Source organism: Streptomyces sp. DS1-CR2 (assembly GCF_055760475.1).
Genome location: NZ_CM147085.1, coordinates 1,148,374 through 1,174,863, shown reverse-complemented (window position 1 = coordinate 1,174,863; position 26,490 = coordinate 1,148,374). Strand labels below are relative to the sequence as shown.

The window sequence follows — 26,490 nt, the reverse complement described above, 5'->3', positions numbered from 1 at the left end:
CGCCATGACGGGTGTCCGGGATGCACAAGACGTACGCGCCAGCACGGTCGACGGGACGCTGCGCCGCAGCGCGCGACGCGCCCCCGAGCGCGTCGCCGTCCGCTACGGCCCGCGCGCATGGACGTACGCCGAACTCGACGCGGCCGTCTCGCGCGCGGCCGGCGTGCTGCGCGGCCTGGGACTCGGACGCGGGGACCGCGTCGGCGCGTACGGGCACAACTCGGACGCGTACCTGATCGGCTTCCTGGCCTGTTCGCGCGCCGGGCTCGTGCACGTGCCGGTCAACCAGAACCTCACCGGAGACGACCTCTCCTACATCGTCGGCCAGTCGGGCTGCGTGCTCGTACTGACCGACCCCGACCTGGCGGACCGGCTCCCCGCGGGTGTGCGCACCCTGGAACTGCGCGACGCGGACGACTCCCTGCTCGCCCGGATCCCGTCCGCCGAGCCGTACGACGGACCGCAGCCCGACGCCGACGACCTGGTGCAGCTCCTGTACACCTCCGGCACGACCGCGCTGCCCAAGGGCGCGATGATGTCGCACCGGGCGCTCGTCCACGAGTACGTCAGCGCGATCCACGCCCTCGGCCTCACGGAGACGGACCGGCCCGTCCACTCCCTGCCGCTCTACCACTCGGCGCAGATGCACGTGTTCCTGCTGCCGTACCTCGCCGTCGGCGCGCAGAACACGATCCTCGACGCGCCGGACGCCGCGAAGATTTTCGACCACGTCGAGGCCGGTGACGCCGACAGCCTCTTCGCGCCGCCCACCGTCTGGATCGGCCTCTCGCAGCACCCGGACTTCGCGACCCGGGACCTGAGCGGCCTGCGCAAGGCCTTCTACGGCGCGTCGATCATGCCGGTGCCGGTCCTCGAGCGGCTCCGCGCGCACCTGCCCGGACTCGCCTTCTACAACTGCTTCGGCCAGAGCGAGATCGGGCCCCTCGCCACCGTCCTCGGACCCGACGAGCACGACGGCCGCATGGACTCCTGCGGGCGGCCCGTCCTGTTCGTCGAAGCACGGGTCGTCGACGAGGACGGCAAGGAGGTGCCCGACGGTACCGCCGGTGAAGTGGTCTACCGCTCACCGCAGTTGTGCGACGGCTACTGGGACAAGCCGCAGGAGACCGAGGCCGCCTTCCGCGACGGCTGGTTCCGCTCGGGAGACCTCGCGGTGCGTGACAGCGAGGGCTACTTCACCGTCGTCGACCGCGTGAAGGACGTCATCAACTCCGGGGGAGTGCTCGTCGCCTCACGCCAGGTCGAGGACGCGCTCTACACCCACCCGCAGGTGGCCGAGACCGCCGTCATCGGCCTGCCCGACGAGCGCTGGATCGAGGCCGTCACGGCCGTCGTGGTCCGCGGCGGCGGAGAGGTGACCGAGGCGGAGCTCATCGCCCACGCGCGCGAGAAGCTCGCCCACTTCAAGGCGCCCAAGCGGGTCGTCTTCGTGGACGAACTCCCGCGCAACGCCAGCGGCAAGATCCTCAAGCGCGAGCTGCGGGACCGGTTCAGTGCGGCGGACTGAGCCCGTCGGAAATTGACGCGCTGACCAGACCGGGGCCCTGTTACGGTCCGGCCATGAAGCGACGCGCAGCTGCCATGACGACGACGCCGGAGAGTGTCCCGGCGCGCTGACAGCTGTCTCAGTCCGAAGCCCCGGGGCGAGTGCCCCGGGGCTTCGCCGTGGGCGCGAGAGAGGCGGTGGACGGTCGGGTCGCGCTGCGCCTGCGTGACGGCCGCCGCCCTGCCCCGCTGCCCGCCGAGGAGGCGCTCGCCAGGATCGGGGCAGTCGTCGACGCGTACAGGCACGACCTGTGGGGCGACCCGAGCTGACGGACACGGGACGGATGGGGGGCGGGTTACCCCTCCCGCCCTCGCAGGTCCACGATGCGCTTGATCTTGCCCACCGAACGCTCCAGCGTCTCCGGGTCCACGACCTCCACCGTCACCGAGACACCGATGCCGTCCTTCACGCCGGTCGCGATGGCGCGGGCCGCCGCGTCGCGCTCGGAAGCGGTCGCGTCGGCGCGGGCCTCCGCGCGTACCGTCAGGGCGTCCATGCGGCCCGCGCGGGTGAGCCGGAGCTGGAAGTGCGGGGCGACGCCCGGTGTGCGCAGGACGATCTCCTCGACCTGGGTCGGGAACAGGTTCACGCCGCGCAGGATCACCATGTCGTCGCTGCGGCCCGTCACCTTCTCCATGCGGCGGAAGGAGGGGCGGGCCGTGCCGGGCAGGAGCCGGGTCAGGTCACGTGTCCGGTAGCGGATCACGGGCATGGCCTCCTTGGTGAGCGAGGTGAACACCAGCTCGCCCTGCTCGCCGTCCGGCAGGACCTCGCCGGTGATCGGGTCGACGACCTCCGGATAGAACTGGTCCTCCCAGATGTGCAGCCCGTCCTTCGTCTCGACGCACTCCTGGGCGACGCCCGGGCCCATCACCTCGGAGAGGCCGTAGATGTCGACGGCGTCGATGGCGAAGCGCTCCTCGATCTCGCGGCGCATCTCCTCGGTCCACGGTTCGGCGCCGAAGACGCCGATCTTGAGGGACGTGCTGCGTGGGTCGACGCCCTGGCGCTCGAACTCGTCGAGGATCGTCAGCATGTACGAGGGGGTGACCATGATGATCTCGGGGCGGAAGTCCTGGATCAGGCGCACCTGGCGGGCGGTCATGCCGCCGGACGCGGGGATGACCGTGCAGCCGAGCCGCTCGGCGCCGTAGTGCGCGCCGAGCCCACCCGTGAACAGGCCGTATCCGTACGCGACATGGACCTTGTGGCCGGGCCGGGTGCCCGCCGCGCGCAGGGAGCGCGCCACCATGTCGGCCCACATGGAGAGGTCGTTCTCCGTGTAGCCGACGACGGTGGGCAGGCCCGTGGTCCCGCTGGACGCGTGCAGCCGGCGCACGTCCGTCTCCGGCACGGCGAACATCCCGAACGGGTAGTTGTCCCGCAGGTCGGTCTTCGTGGTGAACGGGAAGCGGGCCAGGTCGGCGAGCGAGCGGCAGTCCTCGGGGTGCACGCCCGCCTTGTCGAAGGACGCGCGGTAGAACGGCACCCGCTCGTACACGCGGCGCAGTGTCGCCCGCAGCCGCTCCAGCTGCTGTGCGTGCAGCTCCTCGGGGCCGAGCTGTTCCCCCGCGTCCAGCAGTTCTGTCATCGTCGACCGCACTCCCGAGCCCTGAGGGCCGACCGTCCACCCGGATCCACATTCATGGGCGAATCGGCCGACCGATCATTCGGTTGATCCGTTCAGGGCCAGTAATTCAAGGGGCGGGGGCAGGCGTCAAGAGGCGGGACGGACTCAATCGCCGGCCGGGCGCCCTCAGATCCCTCAGGCGCCGCCGGCGGCCTCGTGGACGTACGGAGTCGTCGTGCTCAGGGCCGCGAAGCCGAGGCGTTCCAGGATCGGGCGGCTCATGCTGGAGGCGTCGACCTGGAGGTAGCGGTAGCCGCGCTCGGCGGCGATGCGGGTACGGAACGCGACGAGGCTGCGGTAGATCCCGCGCCCGCGCCACTCGGCGACGGTGCCGCCGCCCCACAGGCTCGCGAAGTCCGCACCCGGGTGCGTCTCCATACGGGCCGCGCTCACCGGCACGTCCCCGGCCAGCGCGAGCACCGCGGGAACGGCGTCCGGGTCCTCGGCGAGCTGGGCGAGGAGCTGGTGCCGGGTGAGGCCGAGACTCCTGCCGAAGGCCTTGTCGTGCACCTGTGACATGAGGTCGACGCCGGCCTCGTCGGTGACGGGGAGCAGCCGGATCCCCTCGGGAGGCGGGACATCTGCCGGCAGGTCCGCGACCTCGGCGACCAGGAGCGTCTCCACGGGCTCGGGGACGAATCCGGCGGCCGTGAGCCGCTGCGGAAGGTCGTGCGGCAGGTCGTGCCCGTACACCTTCCACTCGAATGCGCGTCCGAGGCCGGTGAAATGGCGTACCTGCGCGGCGATCGCCGCGTCGGCCGAGTCCTCGTCGAGGTCCGACCACACGACGCCGTTCCAGGAGCTGCCCTCGGCGCCGGTCTGCCGCACCACGCCGTCCGCCCGCTCGACCCGCGCGCCGGGGCCGTCGGGCTTGGCGTCTTGCCTCATCTGTCGGTCGAACAGGGACAACACCGCTTGATGATCCATCCGGTCACTCCAGCACCGGCGCGTCGGGGCGGCAACCGGTTTGTGCCCCGGCACGCGGCCGTGTCCCGTAGGAGCCGGCGCCGCGTCCGTTACGACCGTCGCCGTGTCCCGTTAGGAGCCGTCCGCCGCCACCGCCCGCGCCCACCGGTAGTCCGCCTTGCCGCTGGGCGAGCGCTGGATGCGGTCGGTCAGGACGAGCTGGCGGGGGATCTTGTAGCCCGCGAGGCGGGTGCGGCAGTGGGTCTGGATGTCGTCGAGCGAGGGAGGTTCCGCGCCGTCGCGCAGTTGGACCACCGCGGCGACGTGATGGCCCCACTTGGCGTCGGGCACTCCGGCCACCAGAGCGTCGTACACGTCGGGATGGGACTTCAGGGCCTGCTCGACCTCTTCCGGATACACCTTCTCGCCGCCCGTGTTGATGCACTGCGAGCCGCGTCCGAGGACTGTGACGATGCCGTCCTCGTCGACCGTCGCCATGTCCCCGAGCAGCACCCACCGCTCGTCGCCCTTCTGGAAGAACGTCTCGGCCGTCTTCGCGGGGTCGTTGTAGTAGCCGAGCGGGACGTGCCCGCGCTGGGCGATGCGGCCCGGCTCTCCGGGAGCGATGGGCTCATACGTCGCCGGATCGACAACCTGTGTACGGGAGTTGACCCGCAGGCGGAAGCCCTTCTCCGGGCCGGAGTCGTCCGTCGCCGTGCCGTTGAAGCCGGACTCGGACGAGCCGAAGTTGTTCAGGAGCATCACGTTCGGGACGAGCGCCTGGAACTGCGCGCGCACCGTCTCCGACATGATCGCGCCCGACGACGAGACGCTGAACATCGACGAGCAGTCCGTGCCCTTCATCGGCCCGTTCAGTGCGTCGATCAGGGGCCGCAGCATCGCGTCCCCGACGAGCGACATGCTCGTCACCTTCTCCTTCTCGACCGTACGCAGCACTTCTTCGGGCACGAACTTCGTGTGGATGACGATGCGTTGGCCGAAGTTGAAGCCGATGAAGGCGGTGAGCGTGGACGTGCCGTGCATCAGGGGAGGTGTCGGGAAGAAGGTGATCCCGTCGCCGCCGGCCGCCACGCGCTCGGACAGCTCCTCCGGCCTGCTGACCGGCTCGCCCGTCGGCGCGCCGCCGCCGAGCCCCGAGAAGAACAGGTCCTCCTGGCGCCACATCACGCCCTTGGGCATGCCGGTCGTGCCGCCCGTGTAGATGATGAAGAGGTCGTCGGCCGAGCGCGGCCCGAAGCCGCGCTCCGGCGAGCCCGTGGCCTCCGCCTCCGTGAAGTCCACGGCCTTGACGGGCGGCGCGCCGGTCGGCGCGGTCCCCACGCGCACCAGGTGGCGCAGCTTCTCCGTCTGCGGGAGAGCAGCCGCGACGCGTTCGGTGAACTCGACGTCGAAGACGAGCGCCGCGAGGTCCGCGTCACGGTAGAGGTAGGCCAGCTCCTCTTCCACGTAACGGTAGTTGACGTTGACGGGCACGATCCGCGCCTTGAGGCAGGCGAGCACCGTCTGGAGGTACTCGATGCCGTTGTAGAGGTGCAGGCCCAGGTGTTCGCCGGGGCGGATCCCGCTGTCGATCAGATGGTGCGCGAGGCGATTGGCCGCCGCGTCGAGCCCGGCGTACGTGAGCCGGCGCTCCGCGCCCGTACCGGGATGGTCGATGTGCACGAGCGCCTCGCGGTCGGGGACCACGTCGACGACCGACTCGAACAGGTCGGCAAGGTTGTACTCCACCGCTCCTCCTGACCCAGGCGCCATCTCGATGTGGCCGTCATCTCAGCAGAGCCGCAGGGAACAGGGAAGGGCCCCCGCACAAGAAATCTGACTGACTGTCAGAAAACTCTTGAACTGGCCACCCGCCTACTGCAACCTGTTCTCGCATCCGAGACGTACGCGGCATCCGCGACGCATCCGAGACGGGAGCACGGCCATGGGTGGCACGGAACACGACGCGGGACACGGAACGGGGCACGGGACGGAACACCTCGCGGTGCGGCGCGAAGGCGCCACCCTGGTCCTCACGCTCAACAGGCCCGAGGCCAGGAACGCGCTCTCTCTGCCGATGCTCGTCGGTCTCTATGACGGATGGGTCGCCGCCGACGAGGACGACTCGATCCGGTCGGTCGTCCTGACTGGCGCGGGCGGCACCTTCTGCGCCGGCATGGACCTCAAGGCCCTCGCAGGCAAGGGGATGGAGGGAGAGCAGTACCGGGACCGCCTCAAGGCCGACCCCGATCTCCACTGGAAGGCGATGCTGCGCCACCACCGGCCCCGTAAACCCGTGATCGCCGCCGTCGAGGGCCACTGCGTGGCCGGCGGCACGGAGATCCTCCAGGGCACCGACATCCGCGTCGCCGCCGAGAGCGCGACCTTCGGACTCTCCGAGGTCAAGCGAGCCCTCTTCCCGATCGGCGGCTCCACCGTGCGGCTGCAGCGCCAGATCCCGCGCACCCACGCCCTGGAGATGCTGCTGACCGGCAGGCACTACAGCGCGGCCGAGGCCCTCTCCATCGGGCTGATCGGCAGCGTCGTCCCGGCCGGCACCGCGCTCGACAAGGCCCTGGAGATCGCCGAGCAGGTCAACGCCTGCGGCCCGCTCGCGGTGGAGGCGGTGAAGGCCTCGGTGTACGAGACCGCCGAGATGACCGAGACCGACGGCCTCAAGTCCGAACTGGAGCGCGGCTGGCCGATCTTCGCCACCGAGGACGCGAAGGAGGGCCCCAGGGCCTTCGCCGAGAAGCGTCCCGCCGTCTACCGGCGCGCGTGAAGCCCTCCGACCGCCAAGGAGTCATGAAGTGCCCGAAGTCCTCAAAGCACCGCTCGTCGTCGAGTTCCCCTTCACCCGCTCGCTCGGCTCTGTCCAGAGCGCGTTCCTGACCGGCCTGCGCGAACGCACCGTCCTCGGTGTGAAGACCACCGACGGCAAGGTCATGGTCCCGCCCGTCGAGTACGACCCCGTCACCGCCGACGAACTCCGCGACCTCGTGGAGGTCGAGTCCACCGGCACTGTGACCACCTGGGCCTGGAATCCCGAACCCCGCCGCGGCCAGCCCCTCGGCACACCCTTCGCCTGGGTCCTGGTCAAGCTCGACGGCGCCGACACCGCCCTCCTGCACGTACTCGACGCGCCGGGCCCCGACGCCGTGACCACCGGCATGCGCGTCCGCGTCCGCTGGGCCGCCGAACGCACCGGCGCCATCACCGACATCGCCTGCTTCGAGCCGTACGAGGGCGAGACCGCGGATGCCGAACCCGCCGCGCACGACGGGCAGTTCGACGACGCGGTCACCGGGATCGTCACCCCGGCCCGTCTCGACTACGTGTACTCCCCGGGCCGCGCCCAGACCGCGTACATCAACGCCCTCGCCGACCGGCGCACCGTCGGCGAACGCTGCCCGTCCTGCCGCAAGGTCTACGTCCCGCCACGCGGCGCCTGCCCCACCTGCGGCGTCGCCACGACCGACCGGGTCGAGGTCGGCCCGGCCGGCACCGTCACCACCTTCTGCATCGTGAACGTCAAGGCCAAGAACCTCGACATCGAACTGCCCTACGTCTACGCCCACATCGCGCTCGACGGCGCCGACCTCGCGCTCCACGGCCGCATCGCCGGCATCCCGTACGACCAGGTGCGCATGGGCCTCAGGGTCGAGCCGGTGTGGACCGAGGGCGGGCGCTACCCCGACCACTACCGGCCCACCGGCGAACCGGACGCCGACTACGACACGTACAAGGAGCTGGTGTAGATGCGAGAGGTAGCGATCGTCGCCTTCGCGCAGAGCGACCATCTGCGCACGACCGACGAACTCTCCGAGGTCGACATGGTGATGCCGGTGCTGCACCAGGTCCTGGCGCAGACCGGCCTCAAGACCAGCGACATCGGCTTCACCTGCTCCGGCTCCTGCGACTATCTCGCGGGCCGCGCCTTCTCCTTCACCATGACCCTCGACGGCGTGGGCGCGTGGCCGCCGATCTCCGAGTCGCATGTGGAGATGGACGGTGCCTGGGCGATGTACGAGGCCTGGGTGAAGCTGCTGACCGGCGAGGTCGACACCGCGCTCGTCTACTCGTACGGCAAGTCCTCGCCGGGCTCGGTGCGCGATGTGCTCACGCGCCAGCTCGACCCGTACTACGTGGCCCCGCTGTGGCCGGACTCCGTTGCCCTGGCGGCACTCCAGGCGCAGGCCCTGATCGACGCGGGGGAGACCGACGAGTCCGCGCTCGCCGGGATCGCCGCAAGAAGTCGGGAGTCCGCGTCGGCCAACTCCCATGCGCAGGTGAAGGGTTCGGTGCCGCAGGGCGACTACGAGGTGCAGCCGCTGCGCAAGGGCGACTGCCCGCCCGTCAGCGACGGCGCCGTCGCCGTGATCCTGGCTGCCGGGGACAAGGCCCGCGCATTGTGCGAGCGGCCGGCCTGGATCCGCGGCATGGACCACCGCATCGAGGCGCACAGTCTCGGCGTCCGCGACCTCACCGACTCCCCGTCCTCGCGGCTCGCCGCCGAGCGAGCGGGTGCTTTCGAACGGCCTGTGGACACCGCCGAGTTGCATGCACCGTTCACCTCCCAGGAGGTCGTCCTGCGCAAGGCGCTGAAGCTGGGCGACGACGTGGCCGTGAACCCCTCCGGCGGCGCGCTCGCCGCCAACCCGGTCATGGCCGCGGGTCTGCTGCGTATCGGAGAGGCCGCCGCCCGTATCCACCGTGGTGAGTCCGACCGGGCACTCGCGCATGCCACGTCCGGCCCCTGTCTGCAGCAGAACCTGGTCGCCGTCCTGGAAGGAGACGCCCGATGAGCAGCACGGTGAGCGGCGGGGTGAGCGGCGGGGTCAGCAAAGAACCCGTGGCCGTCGTCGGTATCGGCCAGACCAAGCACGTCGCGGCCCGCAAGGACGTCTCGATCGCCGGACTGGTCCGTGAGGCGGCCCAACGTGCTCTGAAGGACGCTCAGTTGACGTGGGCGGACATCGACGCCGTGGTGATCGGCAAGGCGCCGGACTTCTTCGAGGGCGTCATGATGCCCGAGCTGTATCTCGCGGACGCGCTCGGCGCGGTCGGCAAGCCCATGCTCCGCGTGCACACGGCGGGCTCGGTCGGCGGTTCCACCGCCCTCGTCGCCACCAACCTCGTGGCGTCCCGCGTCCACAGGACCGTCCTCACCCTCGCCTTCGAGAAGCAGTCCGAGTCGAATGCGATGTGGGGCCTGTCCCTGCCGATCCCCTTCACGCAGCCGCTGCTCGCCGGCGCCGGCGGCTTCTTCGCCCCGCACGTCCGCGCGTACATGCGGCGCACCGGCGCACCCGACCACGTCGGCTCTCTGGTCGCGTACAAGGACCGGCGCAACGCGCTGAAGAACCCCTACGCGCATCTGCACGAGCACGGCATCACTCTGGAGAAGGTCCAGTCCTCGCCCATGCTGTGGGACCCGGTCCGCTACTCCGAGACCTGCCCGTCCTCCGACGGCGCGTGCGCCATGATCCTCACCGACCGTGCGGGCGCCGCCCGTTCGCCGCGGCAGCCGGCCTGGATACACGGTGGCGCGATGCGCAGCGAGCCGACCATGTTCGCGGGCAAGGACTTCGTCTCGCCGCAGGCCGGCAAGGACTGCGCCGCCGACGTCTACCGGCAGGCGGGCATCGGCGACCCCCGACGGGAGATCGACGCCGTCGAGATGTACGTGCCGTTCTCCTGGTACGAGCCGATGTGGCTGGAGAACCTCGGCTTCGCCGACGAGGGCGAAGGCTGGAAGCTCACGGAATCGGGCGTCACGGAACTCGACGGCGACCTCCCCGTCAACATGTCGGGCGGCGTGCTGTCCACCAATCCCATCGGCGCCTCCGGCATGATCCGCTTCGCGGAGGCCGCGCTCCAGGTCCGCGGGCAGGCCGGAGAACACCAGGTCGACGGCGCTCGCAAGGTGCTCGGGCACGCCTACGGTGGCGGCTCGCAGTTCTTCTCGATGTGGCTCGTCGGGGCGCAGCCGCCCACGTCCTGAACGGCTCGCCGCCGCGGCCTGTCCGCCGCGCGGGCCGATCGCTAGGCTGGCGGCGGACGACGAACCGGGAGGAGCACGGACGTGGCCGAAAGCACCATGGAGCAGCACACGCTCGCGGGTTGGGACAAGCCGGACCTCGATCTGAGTGCCGCGGACTGGCATTCGAGCAGCAAGGGGCTGGGGGACGTCCAGATCGCCTTCGTCGAAGGCTTCATCGCGATGCGCAATGGCGGCAGTCCCCATAACCCGTCCCTGATCTTCACGCCCGCGGAATGGGGGGCGTTCGTGCTGGGGGCACGCGAGGGGGAGTTCGATCTGACCTGAGCGGGTCTGACTTGAGCGGGTCTGACCTGGGCCGGTCCGGCCTTGGGGGGTCTGACTTGAGCCGGTCCGGCCCGAGCCGCGGTCAGGTGACGTTTCCGGCTTTTCTGGCGACATGTGACATACGGCCCTGCCCCTTGGTCCCGGTGTGCGCGAGGCTGGGGGGCAGGAACAGTCGCTCTTGCCGGGGCCCGTCGACACCGTGCCCCGGTGTCGGAGGTTGGACATGAGTACCCCGCGCCCCCTGCCTGTCGTGGCCGCCGTCGACGGATCCGAAGACAGCCTGCGCGCCCTGGAATGGACGCTGACCGAAGCGGGCAGGCGCGGGGCGCCCGTGCGGATCGCCCATGTGCGCCAGTACGCCCCCTGGACCCAGCCAGGGGTACTGGTGTCCGGCCCGCCGGAGCCCGCGGGTGACCCGGTCGTCGACGAGGTGCGCGCCTCCCTGGCCGGCCGAGGCGGTCTGCCGCCGGTGGAATACGTGACGTTGGAGGGCGCTCCTGCAGCTGTCCTGCCCGAACTCGGCGCTGAGGCACAGCTGTTGGTCCTCGGCTCACGGGGACGCGGCGGCTTCGCCAGCCTGCTGCTCGGTTCGAACGGTGTGGCCGCGGCACGGGACGCCGCCTGCCCCGTCGTCGTGGTGCCCAGGCCCGGGCGCTCCGTGCACGGTGACAACGACGTACCGCCCGGACCGCGTGTGGTCGTCGGCGTAGACGTGGACGAGCCCGATGACACCGTCCTCGCCTTCGCCTTCGAGGAGGCCGCGCGGGGCGGGGCGCGGCTTCAGGTGATCGCCGCGTTCCCGTGGCCGGTGCTCGCCTGGACGACGTTCGGCGACTTCACGCCCACGACGGTCGACCAGGAAGCGGCCGAGCGCGAGACGCTGACACTGGCGAACGCGGCGGTGGCGCCCTTCCGCAAGACGCATCCGGATGTCGAGGTCGACCTGTACGTGGCGCCGGGCGACGCGGCCGGGCACCTCGTCGAGAACTCCCGCGAGGCGGACCTCGTGGTCGTGGGCCGCCATCGCCGCCGCCTCACGCGCCCCGCGCCGATGCTCGGCTCGGTGACGTTGGCGGTACTGCTGCACGCGGCGAGCCCGGTCGCGGTCGTGCCGCCGGTTCTGGAGGAGCCCTAGAAGATCTTCAGTGGATCAGTGCAGCACCACGCACCCCCGCGCCGTGAGGGCCTCAAGCAGCCCGGACGGCACGCGGATGTCGTTCCACCGGAGGTCCAGCTTCTCCAGCGCGGGCAGCGCCGCGATCCAGTCGGGCAGGTTGCGCAGCCGGTTGGACCGCAGGTCGAGCCGACGCAGCAGCGGAAGTCCGCGCAGGGATCCGGGCACGTCGGTGAGGGCGTTCTCGCGCAGTTCGACTTCCCGCAGCTCATGCAGGTGCCGTACGGAATCGGGGAGGGCGGTGAGGCGGTTGCCGCGCAGCCACAGCTCGCGCAGCGCGGTCAGGCCGCCGATCGATTCGGGGAGCCGGGTGAGGGTGGCGTGCTGGGCGCGCAGCTCCACGAGACCCTTCATCGAGCCGATCGATTCATGGAGTCCGGTCAGCGCGTTCTCGCCGACGTTGAGATAGGCCAGCCGCGAGAGCCTGCCGAGCGAGTCCGGGAGCGCCGTGAGCTCGTTGTCGTGCAGGTAGAGGAAACGGGTCAGGCTCGTCAGGTCACCGAGCGTGTCCGGGACCGAGTTGAGGCGGTTGTGCCCGAGATCGAGAGTGTGCAGGTGGGGGAGCGATCCGATGCGGTCGGGGAGCCGGGTGAGTGCGTTGTCGGGCAGGAGGAGAACCTCCAGGCGGGGGTGATCCCACACCTCGTCCGGTACGTCGCTCAGGCCCGCCCGCCAGTACGAGAGCACAGCCGGCCTCCCCCGAGATCTAATGGATGCCCGGGACCTTATCATTAGCCCCATGCGTGAGATCAGCACCGGCCCGCACAGCACACCGCTCGCCCTGGACCTCGTCCTCACCATCCGCCACGACGGGCACGGCGGTGTCGCCGATGACCTCGACCGGCCCGAGGCGCTGACGGCCTGGGTGCGGGAGCGTGCCGGGGTGCTGCCGGGCGCCGCCGGGTTCGAAGCGGACGCGACCGCGCTCGCCGAGGTGCGCGAGGTGCGGGCCGCCGTCCGCGCGCTGTTCGCTCACGCCGTGCGCCCCGGCGAGCCCAGCCCGGCGGACGCCCACCGGCTGCTCCCCGTGAGCGAGGCCGTGCGGCGGCTCAACGAGGCGGCGGCGCTCGCCCCCACCGTTCCCGTCCTCACCTGGGACGACGGCGCCATCCCCCTCGTACGTCAGGAGGCGCGCACCCCCGCGCCCGCCCCCGACCTGCTCACCGCGGCCCTGGCCCGCGCCGCCGTCGGCTTTCTCGCGAGCGACGACCGCGAGCGGCTGCGGGCCTGCCACGCCCCGCGCTGCGTGCGCTACTTCCTCAAGGACCATCCCCGTCAGGAGTGGTGCAAGCCGTCCTGCGGCAATCGCGCACGGGTCGCCCGGCACCACGAGCGGCACCGCGCGGAGGCGGTACGAGACTGAACTCGCCGCCGGGGAGGGGGTGTTGAGTGAGGGCGCCGGCGTGGGCCCGGGCTGTCGTCCCCGGCCGGTTGCACACCGATGAGCAGACCATTGCGCCGCCGCGGGAACCCCCGACGCCCCCGGAACCGCCCGCGTCGGCCCGGCCACGACCCCGCCGGGGCCGCGGCCCCCGCGCCGCGGAGCGCCCCGGTGCACGTACCATTGCGGCATGTCCTTCCTCCGCCGACGCAGCTCCGCCACACCCGCGGGTCCTGACTTCGATGTCCTCGCCATGGACCCGGGCGACTGGCCGGGCAATCTCGGCGCGGGCCTGCTGCCCGCCCCTGACGGCAGCTGCCAGGGTGTTTTCCTGCGCTACGACCTGTTCGGCGGCCGCGGCCCCGCGATGATCATCGGCAATCTCCCCGAGGGCTCATCGGCCCGCGAGACCGCCGAGGGCGAGATCCCCTTCGAGGTCGCCCAGCTCCTTCTCGCGCTGGAGAACGACGAGGAGGTCACCGTCGTCGGCACCGAGGACGTCCCGGTGATGCAGGGCGACAACCTCCTCATCGTGCGCCGCCTCAAGCTCTCCGAGGGCCGTATCTCGTGCGTGCAGTTCGACCGCAGCGACAACGTCCTCGTGACCATCGCAGCCTGGGACCGGCCCATCACGGACGACCTCTACGCGCTTTTGAAGCCGCTGCCCCCCGAGCTGTTCCAGCAGGCCTGAGCCAGGAAAACCGGCCGGGCCCGGACCTGCCCCCACGGCAGTTCCGGACCCGGCCGAGTCATGTGCCCTCAGGCGCCCGACGGCAGCACCTGCACGTCGGCGGCCCGCACATACGCCACCCGGTGACCGAACTGGATCTCGTAGTAGACGTCCTTGCCGCGCACCACCCGGTGCGACGTCGTGTCGAACGTCGGCGAGAAGAAGTACTCACCGGTCGTCCTGCCCCCCACGACGTACCGCTGCCCCGCGAGCAGCTTGTACGGCAGCGGAGAGATCGCCTGCGGCGTGATGTCCGCCGGGTACGCCTCCTTCTCGGGGTAGGCGCGCCCGTACACGGGGACGTCGGTGCGGCCGGCCTTCGGGGCGATGACCAGGCCTGCCGCGTTCACGGCCGTGGGCTGCTTCTTCGGGTTCTTGAACCAGGCCTTCTGGCCGAGGTACCAGACCGCGGTCCAGTCGCCCTTGCGCTCCGCGACGGCATACTGCTGGCCGGTCGACAGGCGCGCGCCCATGTCGTTCACGTCGATCGTGGAGTCCTCGCCGCCGGGGCGCAGCCCGATGTCCTTGATCAGCGGGGCGCCCTCGCTGGGCGCGGTGTACACCCGTACGGCACCGGAGCCGTGCGCCGCGCAGGTCTCGCCCGCCTTGACGCAGCCCGTGTACACCGGCTTGTTCCTGGCGAAGTCGGGGGCGACGGTGACGAGGCCGCCCTCTGTGCCCGCGGTCGCCTTGAAGGGCTTGCCCATCAGCGCGAAGTAGTGGGCCCAGTCCCAGTACGGACCGGGGTCCGTGTGCATCGTCTTGATCCCGGCGGGTGTCGTTCCCGGCACGTTGTCATGGCCCAGGATGTGCTGCCGGTCCAGCGGGATGTCGTACTTCTTCGCCAGGTACTTCACCAGGCGCGACGACGCCCGGTACATCTCCTCCGTGTACCAGGAGTCCGGCTGGGCGAGGAAGCCCTCGTGCTCCAGGCCCAGGGACTTGGCGTTGACGTACCAGTTGCCCGCGTGCCAGCCGACGTCCTTGGCCTTCACATGCTGGGCGATGTGCCCGTCCGTGGACCGCAGCGAGTAGTGCCAGGCCAGATACGTCTTGTCCTGCACCAGCTGCAGCGTCGTGTCCCACGTCGCCTCGGTGTCGTGGATGACGATGTAGTCGATGCTCTGGTCGTTCGGCCGGTCCGCGAGGTCGTGGTTGCCGTAGTCGCCGTCCCCGAACTCCTCGTAGGGCGCCGGGATCCACTCGCACGACACGGTCGCCGGGCACTCGGTGCCGCTCTCGTCGGACGTGCGCAGACCCATGCTCCGCACCTGCGCCGCGTCGGGCTTCAGGCCGCGGTCGGCCGCGAGCTCCACGCGCTGCCCGGCGTCCGTGGTGCGCCGCTCGCCGTCGTGGATCACGGCGAACACGTCGTTCGCGTACGTCGCCGCCGTGGCGGTGTCGTCGGCGCCGGAGAACTTCGCGATCGCGCCGTACCAGTCGGCCGGGTCGGAGCTGAGGGGCTTGCCGAGGGCCTTCTGGGCCGCGGCGAGCAGGGCGGCGCCGCCGCGCACATTGGCCGCGGGGTCGGAGCGCAGCTGTTCGGCGGGGATGCCGCTGAGCTCGGCGGCACGCGTCAACGACTTGAGCCGGGCCGGGAGTTGGGAGTTCCGCGGCACCTTCGCCGTGGGGGTGAGTGCCGCCCGTGACGAGTCGCCGCGCGGATCACCCTCGGCCTCGCTGTGCGTCGCCACACCGGCGAGCGCGGCGCGGGCGTCCGTGAGGTGCATCGGGCCGTAGCCGCCGGTGACGCTGGGCGCACCGCTGTGCGTGTCCCACCGGGACTGGAGGTAGGAGACGCCGAGCAGGACGCTCTGGGGCACGCGGTACTCGGCCGCCGCGCTCGCGAACGCGTGCTGGAGACCCGCGTCCGACGTCCCCCGGGCCTCGCTCGCGGGCGCGGCGCCGAGGAGAGGGAGCAGCAGGGCCGCCGTCGCGAGCGTCCCCGCCGCCCGGGCCGCCTGGTGGGTGCGTCTGCGGGCGGCCGGGGAGTGGTCGCTGGTGGTCGAGGGCAAAGCGGCCTCCTGGGAACGGTCCTGGGACAGATGAGCTCGACGGTGTGCGGGGCGATCGTGGGTCAGTGGTATCGGCTTGCCGACGATCCGTCAATCATGCTCAGGTCAAGGGATTTCCCATGTCAGCGCCCGGTCGGCGGGCTTTCGCCGGGGAGGCCTCACCGCCTGCGGCGCGTCACTGGAGTGGACCAATGACCGTCCGGAAGGAGTGGGGCCGCCGTCTCGGCATACGGGAGGGCGACCCGGACTCTTCGGCGTACTCCACCTGATCGGGGGACCGAACCGCGCGGGTGTTCCCCCGGGAGTCGCCCGGCGTGGCCAGCGGGGCGACGCGCCCCCGAGGACCCGGTCCACCTGCTCGGGCGAGAGTGCGTGCTCGATCGCCAGGATGGCCGCGCCGGCCACGGCCGCGTTCGCTCCGGTGCGGCTCGGCTCGATGCGCAGCACATGGGTGGCCAGCGGGTGGGAGCGGCGGCACACGGCTTCCCGTACGCCCGCGAGGAGTTGGTCGTGGACGGCCGACCCGATGAGCGTCGAGGGCATCGGACAGGTGAGCTACCGGGATTCATTCGCAGTGCATTGGGCTTCAGCCTGGTGGTGAAGCGAGTCTGGTGGTTGCGACGCGGTGCGTCGCGGCGTCTTTGCGGCGGAGCCGGGCTGTGGGGCGTGAACGGTGACAGTCCGCACGGACGTTCCCCGGGACGGCGGGCGTTCGGCATGTCTAGTGTGATCGTTATGCAGCTCCGGTACGCCTTCCGCCTGTACCCGGACACCAGCCAGCAGACAGCGTTGGCGAAGGCGTTCGGGTGCGCTCGCGTCGTGTTCAACGACGCGGTGCGCGCCCGTGAGGACGCCCGCGCGGCCCAGGCGGCCTTCCCGAAGATCGGTGAGCTGTCCACCCGTCTGATCACCCGGGCGAAGCAGACCGCTTCGCGATCCTGGCTGGGTGAGGTCTCCGCCGTCGTCCTGCAGCAGTCACTGCGGGACGTCGAGAGCGCCTACCGCAACTTTTTCGCCTCCCTGAAGGGCACCCGGAAGGGACCGAAGATCGGCCCCCCGCGCTTCAAGTCCCGCAAGGACTCCCGCCAGTCGATCAGGTTCACCGCCAACGCGCGCTGGAGCGTCAGCGGCAGCGGTCGGCTGAACCTGCCGAAGATCGGGGCGGTGAAGGTGAAGTGGTCCCGCACGCTGCCCGCCACTCCTACCTCGGTCACCGTCGTCAAGGACGCGGCCGGGCGGTACTTCGCCTCCTTCGGTGCGACACGAGGTCGCTCCATTCAAGTGGGGGCAGCCCACAGAGAGGAGATATACGGGCTGCTTCTCTGATCAGTGTCCATGGTCAGTCCCCGGGTCCGCATGCGTTGCCGGTAACGGCGGGGTGTGAAGCCGGACCGTAAAGCCCAAGAGTCTTCGAACCGTCCGGAGACAACAGGCGAGGGGAAGACTGGACAGGGTGAACTCGCGTGAACCTCCGGCTATGCCTCGTGAGCGAAACGGTCAGACGACGGGATGTACAACTGGCCGACAGGCCCTCGGCGTTGGAAAGCGCCAGGTGACCTCCCTGGACGAATGCGGGGAGGCAGGACACCACCGGGCCCGGGGTAAAGGAGGCACCCTCCCCAGTCGCAGCTTGATGGTGCGGAACGTGGAAACCCCGTTGTGATCTGCGTGCAGTAGGCGAACCGCAAGGGCAGCCGATGTCGCAGCGGGAACAGGATGATCCAAGAAGCGAATGCCGACCGGCCGAAAGGCCGGGGGAAAGCGCGACCGTCTGCTCTGAGACGACGCGTATAACCCGTCGGATACGGGCGCTGCCCGGCCCGAAAGGGAGCTGACGTGGATCAGGTGGAACCTTGAAGAGATAGTGGGGAGGGACCAGAACTGACGGGCAAGTTGGACGCCGCACGGGGTGTGGTGAACGGACCTGATGGCGGACCCGAACTTGACTGGCACGGCATCGACTGGGCCAGCGAGGAAGAGAGCGTACGGCGACTTCGCCAACGGATCTTCAAGGCGTCGCAGGAAGGGGACCTGCAGAAGGTCCGCAACCTGCAGAAGCTCATGCTGCGGTCACGAAGCAACACGCTGGTCAGCGTGCGGCGGGTCACCCAGCAGAGTTCTGGCCGCAAGACCGCCGGCGTCGACGGACAGGTGATCCTCACTCCACAAGGACGAGCAAGGCTCGTGGTGGAGATCCAGGAAACACCAATTCGTCGGCCACATCCGGTCAAGCGGGTGTACATCCCGAAGAGCAACGGGAAGCAACGTCCGCTCGGGATCCCGGTGATCAAGGACCGCGTCATGCAGGCGCGTGCCAAGAATGCCTTGGAGCCTGAGTGGGAGGCCCGGTTCGAAGCCCGATCGTTCGGTTTTCGACCGGGGCGGAGCTGCCACGACGCGATTCAGAGCATCTTCTCGATGACACGGGGCAAGTCCCCCGAGCGGATGTGGGTTCTGGATGCGGACTTGTCGGCGGCCTTTGACCGAATCCACCACGACCGCCTGATGGAGTCCGTCGGCTCGTTCCCCGGACGGGGCATGATCCGTGGATGGCTGAAGGCGGGGGTGCTGGAGAATGGAAGATGGGCTCCGACAGAGGAAGGCACCCCGCAAGGGGGCGTGATCAGCCCTCTGCTGCTGAACATCGCTCTGCACGGAATGGAGAGCGCCGTAGGGGTCAAATACCGGATTCGCAAGGGGCAAGAACCTGGCGCGAAGTCCGGGACCCCGGTCCTGGTGCGGTACGCGGACGACTTTGTGGTGCTTACGCACTCGAAGGAGGAGGCGGAACGGATGAAGCAGGAGCTGTCGTTGTGGCTGGAGCCGAGAGGGCTCCGCTTCAACGAGGAGAAGACCCAAGTGACCAATCTCGACAGGGGATTTGACTTCCTCGGGTTCAACATCCGGCGGAACAGCAATCGCATGGTCATCATCCGGCCGAGCAAGGAAGCGGTGAAGAGGATCCGGGAACGGCTGCGGATAGAGGTCAAGGAGCTGAATGGCTCCAACGCCGCAGCGGTACTGAGACGGCTCACACCGATCGTGCGTGGGTGGGCAACGTACTACCGGGGGGTGGTGTCCTCGAAGATCTTTCAATCGCTGGATACTTACGTCTGGAAACTCACCTACAAGTGGGCCAGACGGAGCCACCCCAACAAGCCGAAGGACTGGGTGGTGAAGCGGTACTTCGGTACGTTCAACAAGTCCCGGGCGGACAAGTGGGTGTTTGGCGACCGGATCTCTGGTGCCTACCTCTACAAGTTCGCCTGGACCCCGATCGTCCGGCACGTCATGGTCAAAGGCGCGGCATCCATGGATGACCCTGCCCTCCAGGACTACTGGGCGAAACGGCGCCGGAAGAAGGCGCCTCCCGTCATGGACAAGACCAGCCTGCACCTGGCGTTCCGCCAGCAAGGGGTGTGTCCGCTCTGCGGCGGGACCCTGATCACCGGAGCGGAATACGAACCGGACAATCCACGGGAGTGGATCGAGTGGTTCGCAGCCGTAGCGAAGAAGCTGCACAAGCATCACTTCGTGTTCCGGCGGGTAGGGGGCGGGAACGAGTTGAACAACCTCCGCCTTGTACACGCGGATTGTCATCGGCGGCACCACGAAGCCGGTGACCGAGCAACCGCACGGAAGAGCAAACGCCCTCGGGTTCTGCTTGAGCCGTGTGCGGCGTGAGTCGCACGCACGGTTCTGAGGGGGCCGGGGCGCGGTGACGCGCTCCGGCTACCCGACTCATCGACACCGACCCCGACACCGACGCGTCACGGATGCCCGAAACCGACCGGACCATCGGCATCGACCTCGGTCTCACCCACTTCGCGGTCCTGTCCGACGGCACGAAGATCGACTCTCCGAGGTTCTTGCGCCGGGCGGAGAAGAAGCTGAAGAAGGCTCAGCGGGAGCTGTCGCGTAAGCGGAAGGGGTCGAAGAACCGGGCCAAGGCCCGCCTGAAGGTCGCCCGTGCCCACGCTCAAGTGGCTGATGCGCGCAAGGAGTTCCACCACCAGCTCTCCACACAGTTGATCCGCGAGAATCAAGCGGTCGCGGTGGAGGACTTGGCGGTCTTTGGGCTCGCGCGCACCAGGCTGGCCAAGAGCGTGCACGATGCGGGCTGGTCCCAGTTCGTGACCATGCTCGAATACAAGGCCAAGCGGTACGGCCGCACCCTGGTCAAGATCGGCCGGTTCGAGCCCACCAGCCAGATCTGCTCGGCCTGCGGACACCGGGACGGGCCCAAACCCCTGCACGTACGGGAGTGGACCTGCCCGGCCTGCGGCACCCGGCACGACCGGGATGTCAACGCCGCGATCAACGTGAAGACGGCCGCCGGACTGGCGGTATCGGCCTGCGGAGCGCCGGTAAGACCAGAACCCGTTCTGGCCCAGCGCGCAGAAACAGGAAGCCACGGATTCTCGACCGAACCCCGTGCCGCGTAGCGGCACAGCAACGATCGAGAAGGCCAGAATCCTCGGGCTTCAGCCCGAGGTGCAAGTCAAAAACTGTCGTCACCGTACGGAGTCGGCTCCATCGAGCTGCGCGCGGACGCCCCCGACGGCAAGCTCCTGGCCACCACACCCGTCCCGAACACCGGCGGCTGGGACACCTACCGGGCCACACCCGCCGTCCCGGTCGACGCGCTGACCGGAACGCACAAGCTGTACCTCGTGTTCAAGTCCCCGCAGGACAACTCGTTCGACGTGGACGCCGTGCAGTTCAGTAACCCGTAGCCTCTAGGGATAAGGGCACACGAGAATCCGCGGTGCGCCGCTGTCCTGGCGCACCGCGGATTCCTGTCCCCTCAGCGAGTGCCGACCGCCGCACGCACGGCCCTGCGGGCCAGCTGGCAGTCGTCGTGCAGCCGCCTCAGGAGCAGCCGCTGTTCCTCGCCGGACGGCGCAGCACCGTGCGGGGCCGTGCCCGATGCCGCCGGGGCCGAGTCGTGCATCGAACGCTGCACGGCCGTCTCGTACGTCCGGATCTCCCGCGTCAGTACGAGCATCAGGTTCACCAGGAACGCGTCCCGGGCCGCTGGACCGCCGGACTGCGCGAGCTGGCTGATCTGGCGCCGCGCCACCGGCGCGTCACCGAGCACCGACCACAGCGTCGCCAGGTCGTACCCCGGCAGGTACCAGCCCGCGTGCTCCCAGTCCACGAGCACCGGGCCAGCCGGGGACAGCAGGATGTTCGAGAGCAGTGCGTCACCGTGACAGAACTGGCCCATGCCCTGGCGGCCCGACGAGTGCGCGATGCCGTGCAGCAGCTTCTGCAGATCGCCCATGTCCCGGTCGGTGAGCAGCCCGAGGCCGTGGTAGCGGGAGATCCGGTCCGCGTAGTCGAGCGGCGCGTTGAACGTGCCGGCCGGCGGACGCCAGAGGTTGAGCCGGCAGATCGCGCTGAGCGCGGCCCGCACGTCCGCCCGGGGCGGTGCCTCGGCCGGGTGCCGCTGCAGGGCGGCGACCCGGCCGGGCATCCGCTCGATCACCAGCGTGCAGTTGTCGGGGTCCGCGGCGATCAGCCGCGGCACCCGGACCGGTGGCCGGTGCCGGACGAACGAGCGGTATGCCGCTATCTCATGGCGGATCCGCTCGGCCCAGACGGGGGAGTGGTCCACTAAACACTTGGCGACGGCGGTGCTGCGCCCTGTGGTGCCGACGAGCAGCACGGACCGTCCACTGCGGCGCAGCACCTGCACCGGATTGAACTCCGGGCAGATCCGGTGCACCGAGGCGATCGCCGTGCGCAGCTGCGCGCCCTGGGGACCGGACAAGTCGAGTCTCCCGCTGAGCGGTTGGGTGCCGACCCCCGGGACGCGCCTTGTCCGACCGGAGCCGAGCGCTGCGGCCGCAGGTCGCGCGGGGTCGAGATACGGGCCGCCGCCCGCCGGTGGGGCCTCCCCTGCGCGGCCGTTGCCGCGAGCCGGGGGCCGGGCGTAGAGCGGCCGGGGCGGAGCGGACACGGAGGACGATGCTGCGTACATGGGCGAACAGATCCCTTCGTGTGCCTGCTGGTTGCCTGCGCCACCCGCCCCGGGGAACCGTGGTGCACCCTGGGGAGTGAGCCGCGGCAACCGGGTCGGGGTGGCGCATTCCTACCTGACACCCGGTGCCCACTGGCACACCATCTGGCGCACCCTGGCGAACCCTGGCGAATAGTCGCTCAGCAACTGACAGAGGGTTACTGTCAACTCAGCCGAGAACCTGGGGGCTTGACGTGAACGGACAACCCAACACCCGCCTGAACGACCTGTTCGGCCTCGCCGGCTGGTCCAAGGGGGAGCTCGCGAGAATGGTGAACCGGCAGGCGGCGGCCATGGGCCACCCCCAGCTGGCGACCGACACCTCGCGGGTGCGGCGTTGGATCGACATGGGAGAGATCCCGCGCGATCCGGTGCCACGGGTGCTGGCGGCGCTGTTCACCGAGCGGCTCGGCCGTGTCGTGACCATCGAGGACCTCGGTCTGGTCCGGCACGGGCGCACGGGGAAACGGCGTGACGACGGGGCTGTGCAACACCCCGACGGAATGCCATGGGCGCCCGAGCGGACTGCTGCGGTCCTCACCGAATTCACGGGAATGGACCTCATGCTCAACCGACGCGGCTTGGTGGGCGCGGGTGCCGCGCTCGCCACAGGATCTGTACTCAGCGGCGCCATGCATGACTGGCTGCACACCGATCCGGCCCTCGCGGCCGACGCCCCACGTTTCGAAGACCCCCTGCACGCCGACCCCGCCGGGTTCGACCGCTATGAGGCCGCCCCCATCGGGTCGCAGGAGATCGAGGAACTGGAGCGCTCCGTCGAGGTGTTCCGGGCCTGGGACGCGGCCCGCGGTGGCGGCCTGCAACGCAAGGCGGTGGTGGGCCAGCTCAACGAAGTGGGCGGCATGCTCAGCTACCGGCACCCCGACCATCTCCAGCGGCGCCTGTGGGGCGTCGCCGCCAACCTGGCCGTCCTCGCGGGCTGGATGTCGCACGACGTCGGCCTCGAACCCACGGCCCAGAAGTACTTCGTCATCGCCGCGCACGCGGCCCGAGAAGGCGGCGACCGGCCGCGCGCCGGGGAGGCCCTGTCCAGGGCGGCCCGTCAGATGGTGCACCTCGGCCGGCCCGACGACGCACTCGACCTCATGAAGCTCGCCAAGTCCGGATCCGGCGACCAGACCCTGCCGCGTACCCGGGCGATGCTCTACACCATCGAGGCCTGGGCACAGGCGTCGATGGGCAAGGGCCAGGCCATGCGGCGCACCCTCGGCCAGGCGGAGGACCTCTTCGTCTCCGACAAGGGCGACGTCCCGCCGCCCAGCTGGATGCAGATGTTCGACGAGGCGGACCTGCACGGGATGCAGGCCCTGGCGTACCGCACCCTCGCCGACCACGAGCCGGCCGCGGCGAGCACGGCGCAGCGCCACGCCAAGGAAGCCCTCGAACTGCGGGCGAACGGGCGGCAGCGGTCGCAGATCTTCGACTACATCTCGCTCGCGTCGGCCCTGTTCATCGCCGACGACCCGGAGCAGGCCGACCGGTACGCGCGCCTGGCGCTGGTGTCGATGGGGGCCAACTCCTCCCATCGCACCTGGGACCGGCTCCGCGAGATGTACCGGCTCACCGGGCAGTACGCGGGCTACCCGAAGATCGTGGACCTGCGCGAGGAGATCAAGCTCGCGCTGCCGAAGTCCCCTGGAAAGCCCACGGGAGGCAAGCGCGCCCAGGCGTGACCCTCAGGGGCACGCGGTCCGACTTCAACACATTGACCGACTTCAACACATGGCTGTCCGCGTCAGGAGCCGATCCTGGCGACCAGCACACAGGCCTCGTCCGCGCGCTCGTGCGCGGCGAACTCCTCGAAGACCGTCCGCACACAGTCCTGCGCGGTGGCGGCCTCGGTGAGTCGTGGCGCGAGATCGAGGAGCCTGTTCGCCGCCGCGGCACCGCTGCGGTGGGGGACCAGGCCGTCGGTGTGCAGCAGCAGCAGATCGCCTGCGCGGAGCGACTCCTCGGCCAGCCCGTACGTGGCACCCGGTGTCGCTCCGAGCAACACGCCCTCCGGCGGCGTCAGCGCACGCCCCACCCCGTCGCGGAAGAGCAGCGGGGCGGGGTGTCCCGCCTGCGCCCAGGTCAGCGTGCGCGACCGGGGATCGTAGCGGCAGCAGACCGCGCTGCCCAGTGACGGCTGAACCGACGTGTCGGTCAGCTGGTTGAGCCAGCCCATCAGCGCGTCGGGGCGGGTCCCCGTGACGGCCATGCCGCGCAGGGCGCCGAGGAGCATCGCCATGGCGGAGGTCACGGTCACGCCGTGTCCGGTCAGGCCGCCCACGCTCAACAGGGTCTGTCCGTCCGGCAGTTCGAGCGCGTCGTACCAGTCGCCGCCGACGAGTTCGCCCGTCGACGAGGGCAGATGGCGGGCCGCGAGGTCGAGGTCGTGCGGTGCTCCCTGGGAGAACCGAAGGGAGCCACGCCACGGAGGCAGCACGGCCTCCTGGAGCTCGGCCGCGAGCCGGTGTTCCGTCTGCTCGACGTGCCGCCGGCGCTGGAGCGAGTCATGGGTCTCGCGTACGGTCCGCTGGGTTCGGCGCAGCTCGCTGACGTCGCGCAGGACCGCCCACATCGAGGCGGTGGAGCCGTCGGCGTCGAGCACGGGCTCGCCCATCATGTGCACGGTGCGGGCGGTGCCGTTGGTGCGCAGGATGCGGAACTCGCCGTCGATCGGCTTCCCCTCGATGAGGCAGTCCGTCACCATTCTGGTGAGCATGGCCTGGTCATCGGTGTGCACGACGGACGGGAGTTCGTCGAGGGTCAGCGGCGGTGCGTCGGGGCTGCGGCCGAGGATCTGGAACAGCTCCCCGGACCAGCTCGCCTCGTCGGTGAGGAGATTCCACTCGGCGCTGCCCACGCGGCTGAGCAGGGAACCGTTCGGCGGCTCGGCCGGCGCACAGCCGCGGGACTCGGGGACCGGCGAATCCACACTCGGGCGCGGTGGCCCGTCGCGCAGCTGCGCCAAGTGCTTGTCGAGATCGCTGAGTTGGTGCACGGCGAGCTCGTAGAGGGCGCGCTGCCAGCGTCGCTCGGGGTCACCGTCGTCCGAAACGGCCTCGCGGCGCACGGCGTCGACATCACCGAGCAGCCGACGCGTCTGCGTGATCAGCGCGTCGACCGAACCGTGCTCCGGCGGCTGGGCGGCGGGGCGGTCCGCGAAGACATGGGGAGGCATGACGTACTCCGATACAGGCGCGGCACGACCAAGACTGACGGAAGGACCGTTAATGACTGTCGCACAGCCGGACAGGCCCCGTAAGGGGTTTGGCAACACCCGGTGCGGTGATGCTTCTGGCATATACCTGAGTCCTTCCGGCCGTCCGGTTCAGGCGCGGAGCCACACCGCCGTGTCCCGTGGGGGCCGCCCCTCGTCGTCCAAGGGGCCACTGGCCAGCAGAAGACGTGAATGCGCCGGGAGCGGCGCGGCCGGATCGGAGAAGTTGACGACGCAGAGCAGTCCCTCGCCCCGGGCAAGAGCCAGTACGCCAGGGGAACTTGGGAGTCAGCACATCGGCCCGTCGCCGAAGCCCGGCTCCGTGCGGCGCAGGCGCAGCGCCTCGCGGTAGAGCGACAGCATCGAGCCCGGATCGGCGTCCTGTCGATGGGCCGCGAACGTCCCCCAGTCCGCCGGCTGCGGCAGCCAGGGCTCCCCGGCCGGCCCGAAGCCGTACGAGGGTCCGTCCTGCGTCCAGGGCAGGGGCACCCGGCAGCCGTCGCGGCCCGGCAGCCGGGGGAGCGGCTCGCGTGGACCGGGACGTGACCGCGCGTGAGGTTGCAGTACATGACAGCGGTCCCGGGCCAGGTGTGCCCGGACGACGGGTCGACCAGGTCCCGCTTCACGGTGTTGTGGCACGGCACGTTGTCGGTGGCCTGCGCCGGGGTGGCGGCGGGCGCCGACCTGCTCCGCCACGCGGAGGTCCGGCTCCAGGACGACGCCTCACTCCTCGCGGTCCGGGCCGCGGCCTAACGGGCGGGATCAGACCTTCAGCACCCCTGCGCCGGTGGACTCGGCCAGGACCTCGTCCGCCAGATCCCGCGTCGGCTGCCACAGCGTCGTCACCGGCGACCAGACGCGCAGCCCGCCCGGCTCGGCGAGCGCGGCGGCGGTGAACTTCTGCCCATCGTGTTCCGGATTCGCCGCCACCACGACGTAGCCGACCGACCGGACATCGCTGTCACCGCTCGCGGACAAGGAGCGCACGGCGGCGTGAGCGGTCTTCCCCGCGTCCAGCTTGTACGTGGCGCTCCCGGAGAGCGGGAACGGGACGGCGGCCCCGTCCAGATCACCGTAAGTGACCAGCGGGACATGGCCCACGAGGCAGGCGTGCGAGGAGTGGTTCTTGACGCTCAGGCGCAGGACGTGGTCCTCGCCCGATGCGGCCGCCCGCAGCGTCAGCGCGTTCTCCGCGCACTGTTTGAGGGCGGCGGCCGGCGCGGCGGCGGGGTGAGCGGGGCGGGGGTCGGCCGACGCAGCGGCGGAGGCGCCGGTGGCTGACACGCCGGTCGCGGACACGAGGAGCGCGGCGGCGGCGGCAAGAACGGTGCGAGTGGGCATCAGTCTGGTCTCCCGGCGAACAGTGGCTTTCACATTTCACCTGAAACAAGGCTTAAGGAGCCTATCTCGGATGAATGCCTCTGCCCACGCCAGTGCCCGCGTCGGTGCCTGAGCCGGTGTCCAAGCCGGTGCCTGAGTCGCTGACGTGCCCACGGGTGCGTGGGATT

Annotated in this window: 21 protein-coding genes and 4 pseudogenes; 16 read left to right on the top strand and 9 right to left on the bottom strand. The window is 70.2% G+C overall.

The window, feature by feature from the left end; genetic code table 11:
* The first annotated feature begins 4 nt into the window (after positions 1-4).
* Complete coding sequence (locus tag ACY0PA_RS05870; protein WP_473083660.1) at positions 5-1,528, top strand: acyl-CoA synthetase; 1,524 nt, start codon at positions 5-7, stop codon at positions 1,526-1,528.
* Between the two features lie 158 nt (positions 1,529-1,686).
* The gene (locus ACY0PA_RS05865) at positions 1,687-1,836 is read left to right on the top strand and encodes a hypothetical protein (protein ID WP_473083659.1); all 150 of its coding nucleotides are present in this window, start codon (positions 1,687-1,689) and stop codon (positions 1,834-1,836) included.
* 26 nt (positions 1,837-1,862) lie between these two features.
* Here the strand turns inward: ACY0PA_RS05865 and paaK are convergent, their stop codons facing one another.
* From paaK to ACY0PA_RS05850, 3 genes are all read right to left on the bottom strand, one after another.
* Positions 1,863-3,158: a phenylacetate--CoA ligase PaaK gene (gene paaK, locus ACY0PA_RS05860; RefSeq protein WP_473083658.1), complete on the bottom strand. Its 1,296-nt coding sequence runs from the start codon at positions 3,156-3,158 to the stop codon at positions 1,863-1,865.
* Between the two features lie 174 nt (positions 3,159-3,332).
* On the bottom strand, positions 3,333-4,124 hold the full coding sequence (locus ACY0PA_RS05855) for a GNAT family N-acetyltransferase (protein WP_473083657.1): 792 nt from the start codon (positions 4,122-4,124) through the stop codon (positions 3,333-3,335).
* A gap of 111 nt (positions 4,125-4,235) precedes the next feature.
* Entirely contained in the window at positions 4,236-5,852 is a 1,617-nt protein-coding gene (locus tag ACY0PA_RS05850; protein ID WP_473083656.1) for an acyl-CoA synthetase, read from the bottom strand.
* A 196-nt stretch (positions 5,853-6,048) separates the two neighbouring features.
* On the opposite strand from ACY0PA_RS05850, the gene ACY0PA_RS05845 reads away from it, so the two are divergent.
* From ACY0PA_RS05845 to ACY0PA_RS05820, 6 genes are all read left to right on the top strand, one after another.
* On the top strand, positions 6,049-6,885 hold the full coding sequence (locus ACY0PA_RS05845; RefSeq protein WP_473083655.1) for a crotonase/enoyl-CoA hydratase family protein: 837 nt from the start codon (positions 6,049-6,051) through the stop codon (positions 6,883-6,885).
* Positions 6,886-6,913: 28 nt separating this feature from the next.
* Positions 6,914-7,861, top strand: coding sequence for a Zn-ribbon domain-containing OB-fold protein (locus tag ACY0PA_RS05840; RefSeq protein ID WP_473083654.1), 948 nt, complete (start codon positions 6,914-6,916; stop codon positions 7,859-7,861).
* Positions 7,862-8,908 (top strand): thiolase domain-containing protein, encoded by a 1,047-nt coding sequence (locus ACY0PA_RS05835; protein WP_473083653.1) that lies wholly within the window; start codon positions 7,862-7,864, stop codon positions 8,906-8,908.
* On the top strand, positions 8,905-10,107 hold the full coding sequence (locus ACY0PA_RS05830) for a thiolase domain-containing protein (protein ID WP_473083652.1): 1,203 nt from the start codon (positions 8,905-8,907) through the stop codon (positions 10,105-10,107). Before ACY0PA_RS05835 ends, ACY0PA_RS05830 begins: the two co-directional genes overlap by 4 nt.
* A 96-nt stretch (positions 10,108-10,203) precedes the next feature.
* The gene (locus ACY0PA_RS05825) at positions 10,204-10,431 is read left to right on the top strand and encodes a DUF397 domain-containing protein (protein WP_383085598.1); all 228 of its coding nucleotides are present in this window, start codon (positions 10,204-10,206) and stop codon (positions 10,429-10,431) included.
* A gap of 223 nt (positions 10,432-10,654) precedes the next feature.
* Positions 10,655-11,566, top strand: a complete 912-nt coding sequence (locus ACY0PA_RS05820; RefSeq protein ID WP_473083651.1) for a universal stress protein — start codon at positions 10,655-10,657, stop codon at positions 11,564-11,566.
* A 15-nt stretch (positions 11,567-11,581) separates the two neighbouring features.
* Here the strand turns inward: ACY0PA_RS05820 and ACY0PA_RS05815 are convergent, their stop codons facing one another.
* The gene (locus tag ACY0PA_RS05815) at positions 11,582-12,337 is read right to left on the bottom strand and encodes a leucine-rich repeat domain-containing protein (protein ID WP_473086246.1); all 756 of its coding nucleotides are present in this window, start codon (positions 12,335-12,337) and stop codon (positions 11,582-11,584) included.
* A gap of 7 nt (positions 12,338-12,344) precedes the next feature.
* On the opposite strand from ACY0PA_RS05815, the gene ACY0PA_RS05810 reads away from it, so the two are divergent.
* Both ACY0PA_RS05810 and ACY0PA_RS05805 read left to right on the top strand, forming a co-directional pair.
* The gene (locus tag ACY0PA_RS05810; protein WP_473083650.1) at positions 12,345-12,968 is read left to right on the top strand and encodes a CGNR zinc finger domain-containing protein; all 624 of its coding nucleotides are present in this window, start codon (positions 12,345-12,347) and stop codon (positions 12,966-12,968) included.
* A gap of 208 nt (positions 12,969-13,176) precedes the next feature.
* On the top strand, positions 13,177-13,677 hold the full coding sequence (locus ACY0PA_RS05805) for a hypothetical protein (RefSeq protein ID WP_116500604.1): 501 nt from the start codon (positions 13,177-13,179) through the stop codon (positions 13,675-13,677).
* 68 nt (positions 13,678-13,745) lie between these two features.
* Here ACY0PA_RS05805 and ACY0PA_RS05800 read toward each other — a convergent pair whose 3' ends face one another.
* Complete coding sequence (locus tag ACY0PA_RS05800; RefSeq protein WP_473083649.1) at positions 13,746-15,731, bottom strand: N-acetylmuramoyl-L-alanine amidase; 1,986 nt, start codon at positions 15,729-15,731, stop codon at positions 13,746-13,748.
* 735 nt (positions 15,732-16,466) lie between these two features.
* Between ACY0PA_RS05800 and ACY0PA_RS05795 the strand changes: the two are divergent.
* From ACY0PA_RS05795 to ACY0PA_RS05780, 4 genes and pseudogenes are all read left to right on the top strand, one after another.
* Positions 16,467-16,985 (top strand): annotated as a pseudogene (locus tag ACY0PA_RS05795) (RNA-guided endonuclease InsQ/TnpB family protein); the annotation flags it as partial.
* Positions 16,986-17,645: 660 nt separating this feature from the next.
* Positions 17,646-19,415, top strand: a complete 1,770-nt coding sequence (ltrA, locus tag ACY0PA_RS05790) for a group II intron reverse transcriptase/maturase (RefSeq protein ID WP_473082088.1) — start codon at positions 17,646-17,648, stop codon at positions 19,413-19,415.
* Between the two features lie 56 nt (positions 19,416-19,471).
* Positions 19,472-20,176, top strand: a pseudogene (locus tag ACY0PA_RS05785) (RNA-guided endonuclease TnpB family protein); the annotation flags it as partial.
* 39 nt (positions 20,177-20,215) lie between these two features.
* Positions 20,216-20,467, top strand: a pseudogene (locus ACY0PA_RS05780) (carbohydrate-binding protein); the annotation flags it as partial.
* A gap of 71 nt (positions 20,468-20,538) precedes the next feature.
* Here the strand turns inward: ACY0PA_RS05780 and ACY0PA_RS05775 are convergent.
* Positions 20,539-21,717, bottom strand: a complete 1,179-nt coding sequence (locus ACY0PA_RS05775) for an aminoglycoside phosphotransferase family protein (protein WP_473083648.1) — start codon at positions 21,715-21,717, stop codon at positions 20,539-20,541.
* 233 nt (positions 21,718-21,950) lie between these two features.
* Here ACY0PA_RS05775 and ACY0PA_RS05770 point away from each other — a divergent pair, with 233 nt between their 5' ends.
* Positions 21,951-23,450 carry a DNA-binding protein NsdB gene (locus tag ACY0PA_RS05770; RefSeq protein WP_473083647.1) on the top strand — a complete coding sequence of 500 codons (1,500 nt, stop codon included), beginning with the start codon at positions 21,951-21,953 and terminating at the stop codon, positions 23,448-23,450.
* 62 nt (positions 23,451-23,512) lie between these two features.
* Here the strand turns inward: ACY0PA_RS05770 and ACY0PA_RS05765 are convergent, their stop codons facing one another.
* Both ACY0PA_RS05765 and ACY0PA_RS05760 read right to left on the bottom strand, forming a co-directional pair.
* The gene (locus ACY0PA_RS05765) at positions 23,513-24,943 is read right to left on the bottom strand and encodes a PP2C family protein-serine/threonine phosphatase (RefSeq protein WP_473083646.1); all 1,431 of its coding nucleotides are present in this window, start codon (positions 24,941-24,943) and stop codon (positions 23,513-23,515) included.
* A 150-nt stretch (positions 24,944-25,093) separates the two neighbouring features.
* A pseudogene (locus ACY0PA_RS05760) lies at positions 25,094-25,492 on the bottom strand (DUF3459 domain-containing protein); the annotation flags it as partial.
* A gap of 57 nt (positions 25,493-25,549) precedes the next feature.
* Between ACY0PA_RS05760 and ACY0PA_RS05755 the strand changes: the two are divergent.
* Positions 25,550-25,735, top strand: a complete 186-nt coding sequence (locus ACY0PA_RS05755; protein WP_473086645.1) for a hypothetical protein — start codon at positions 25,550-25,552, stop codon at positions 25,733-25,735.
* Between the two features lie 9 nt (positions 25,736-25,744).
* Here the strand turns inward: ACY0PA_RS05755 and ACY0PA_RS05750 are convergent, their stop codons facing one another.
* A complete protein-coding gene (locus tag ACY0PA_RS05750; protein WP_473083645.1) occupies positions 25,745-26,323 on the bottom strand; it encodes a DUF4232 domain-containing protein in 579 nt (192 codons plus the stop codon).
* Between the last annotated feature and the right edge of the window lie 167 nt (positions 26,324-26,490).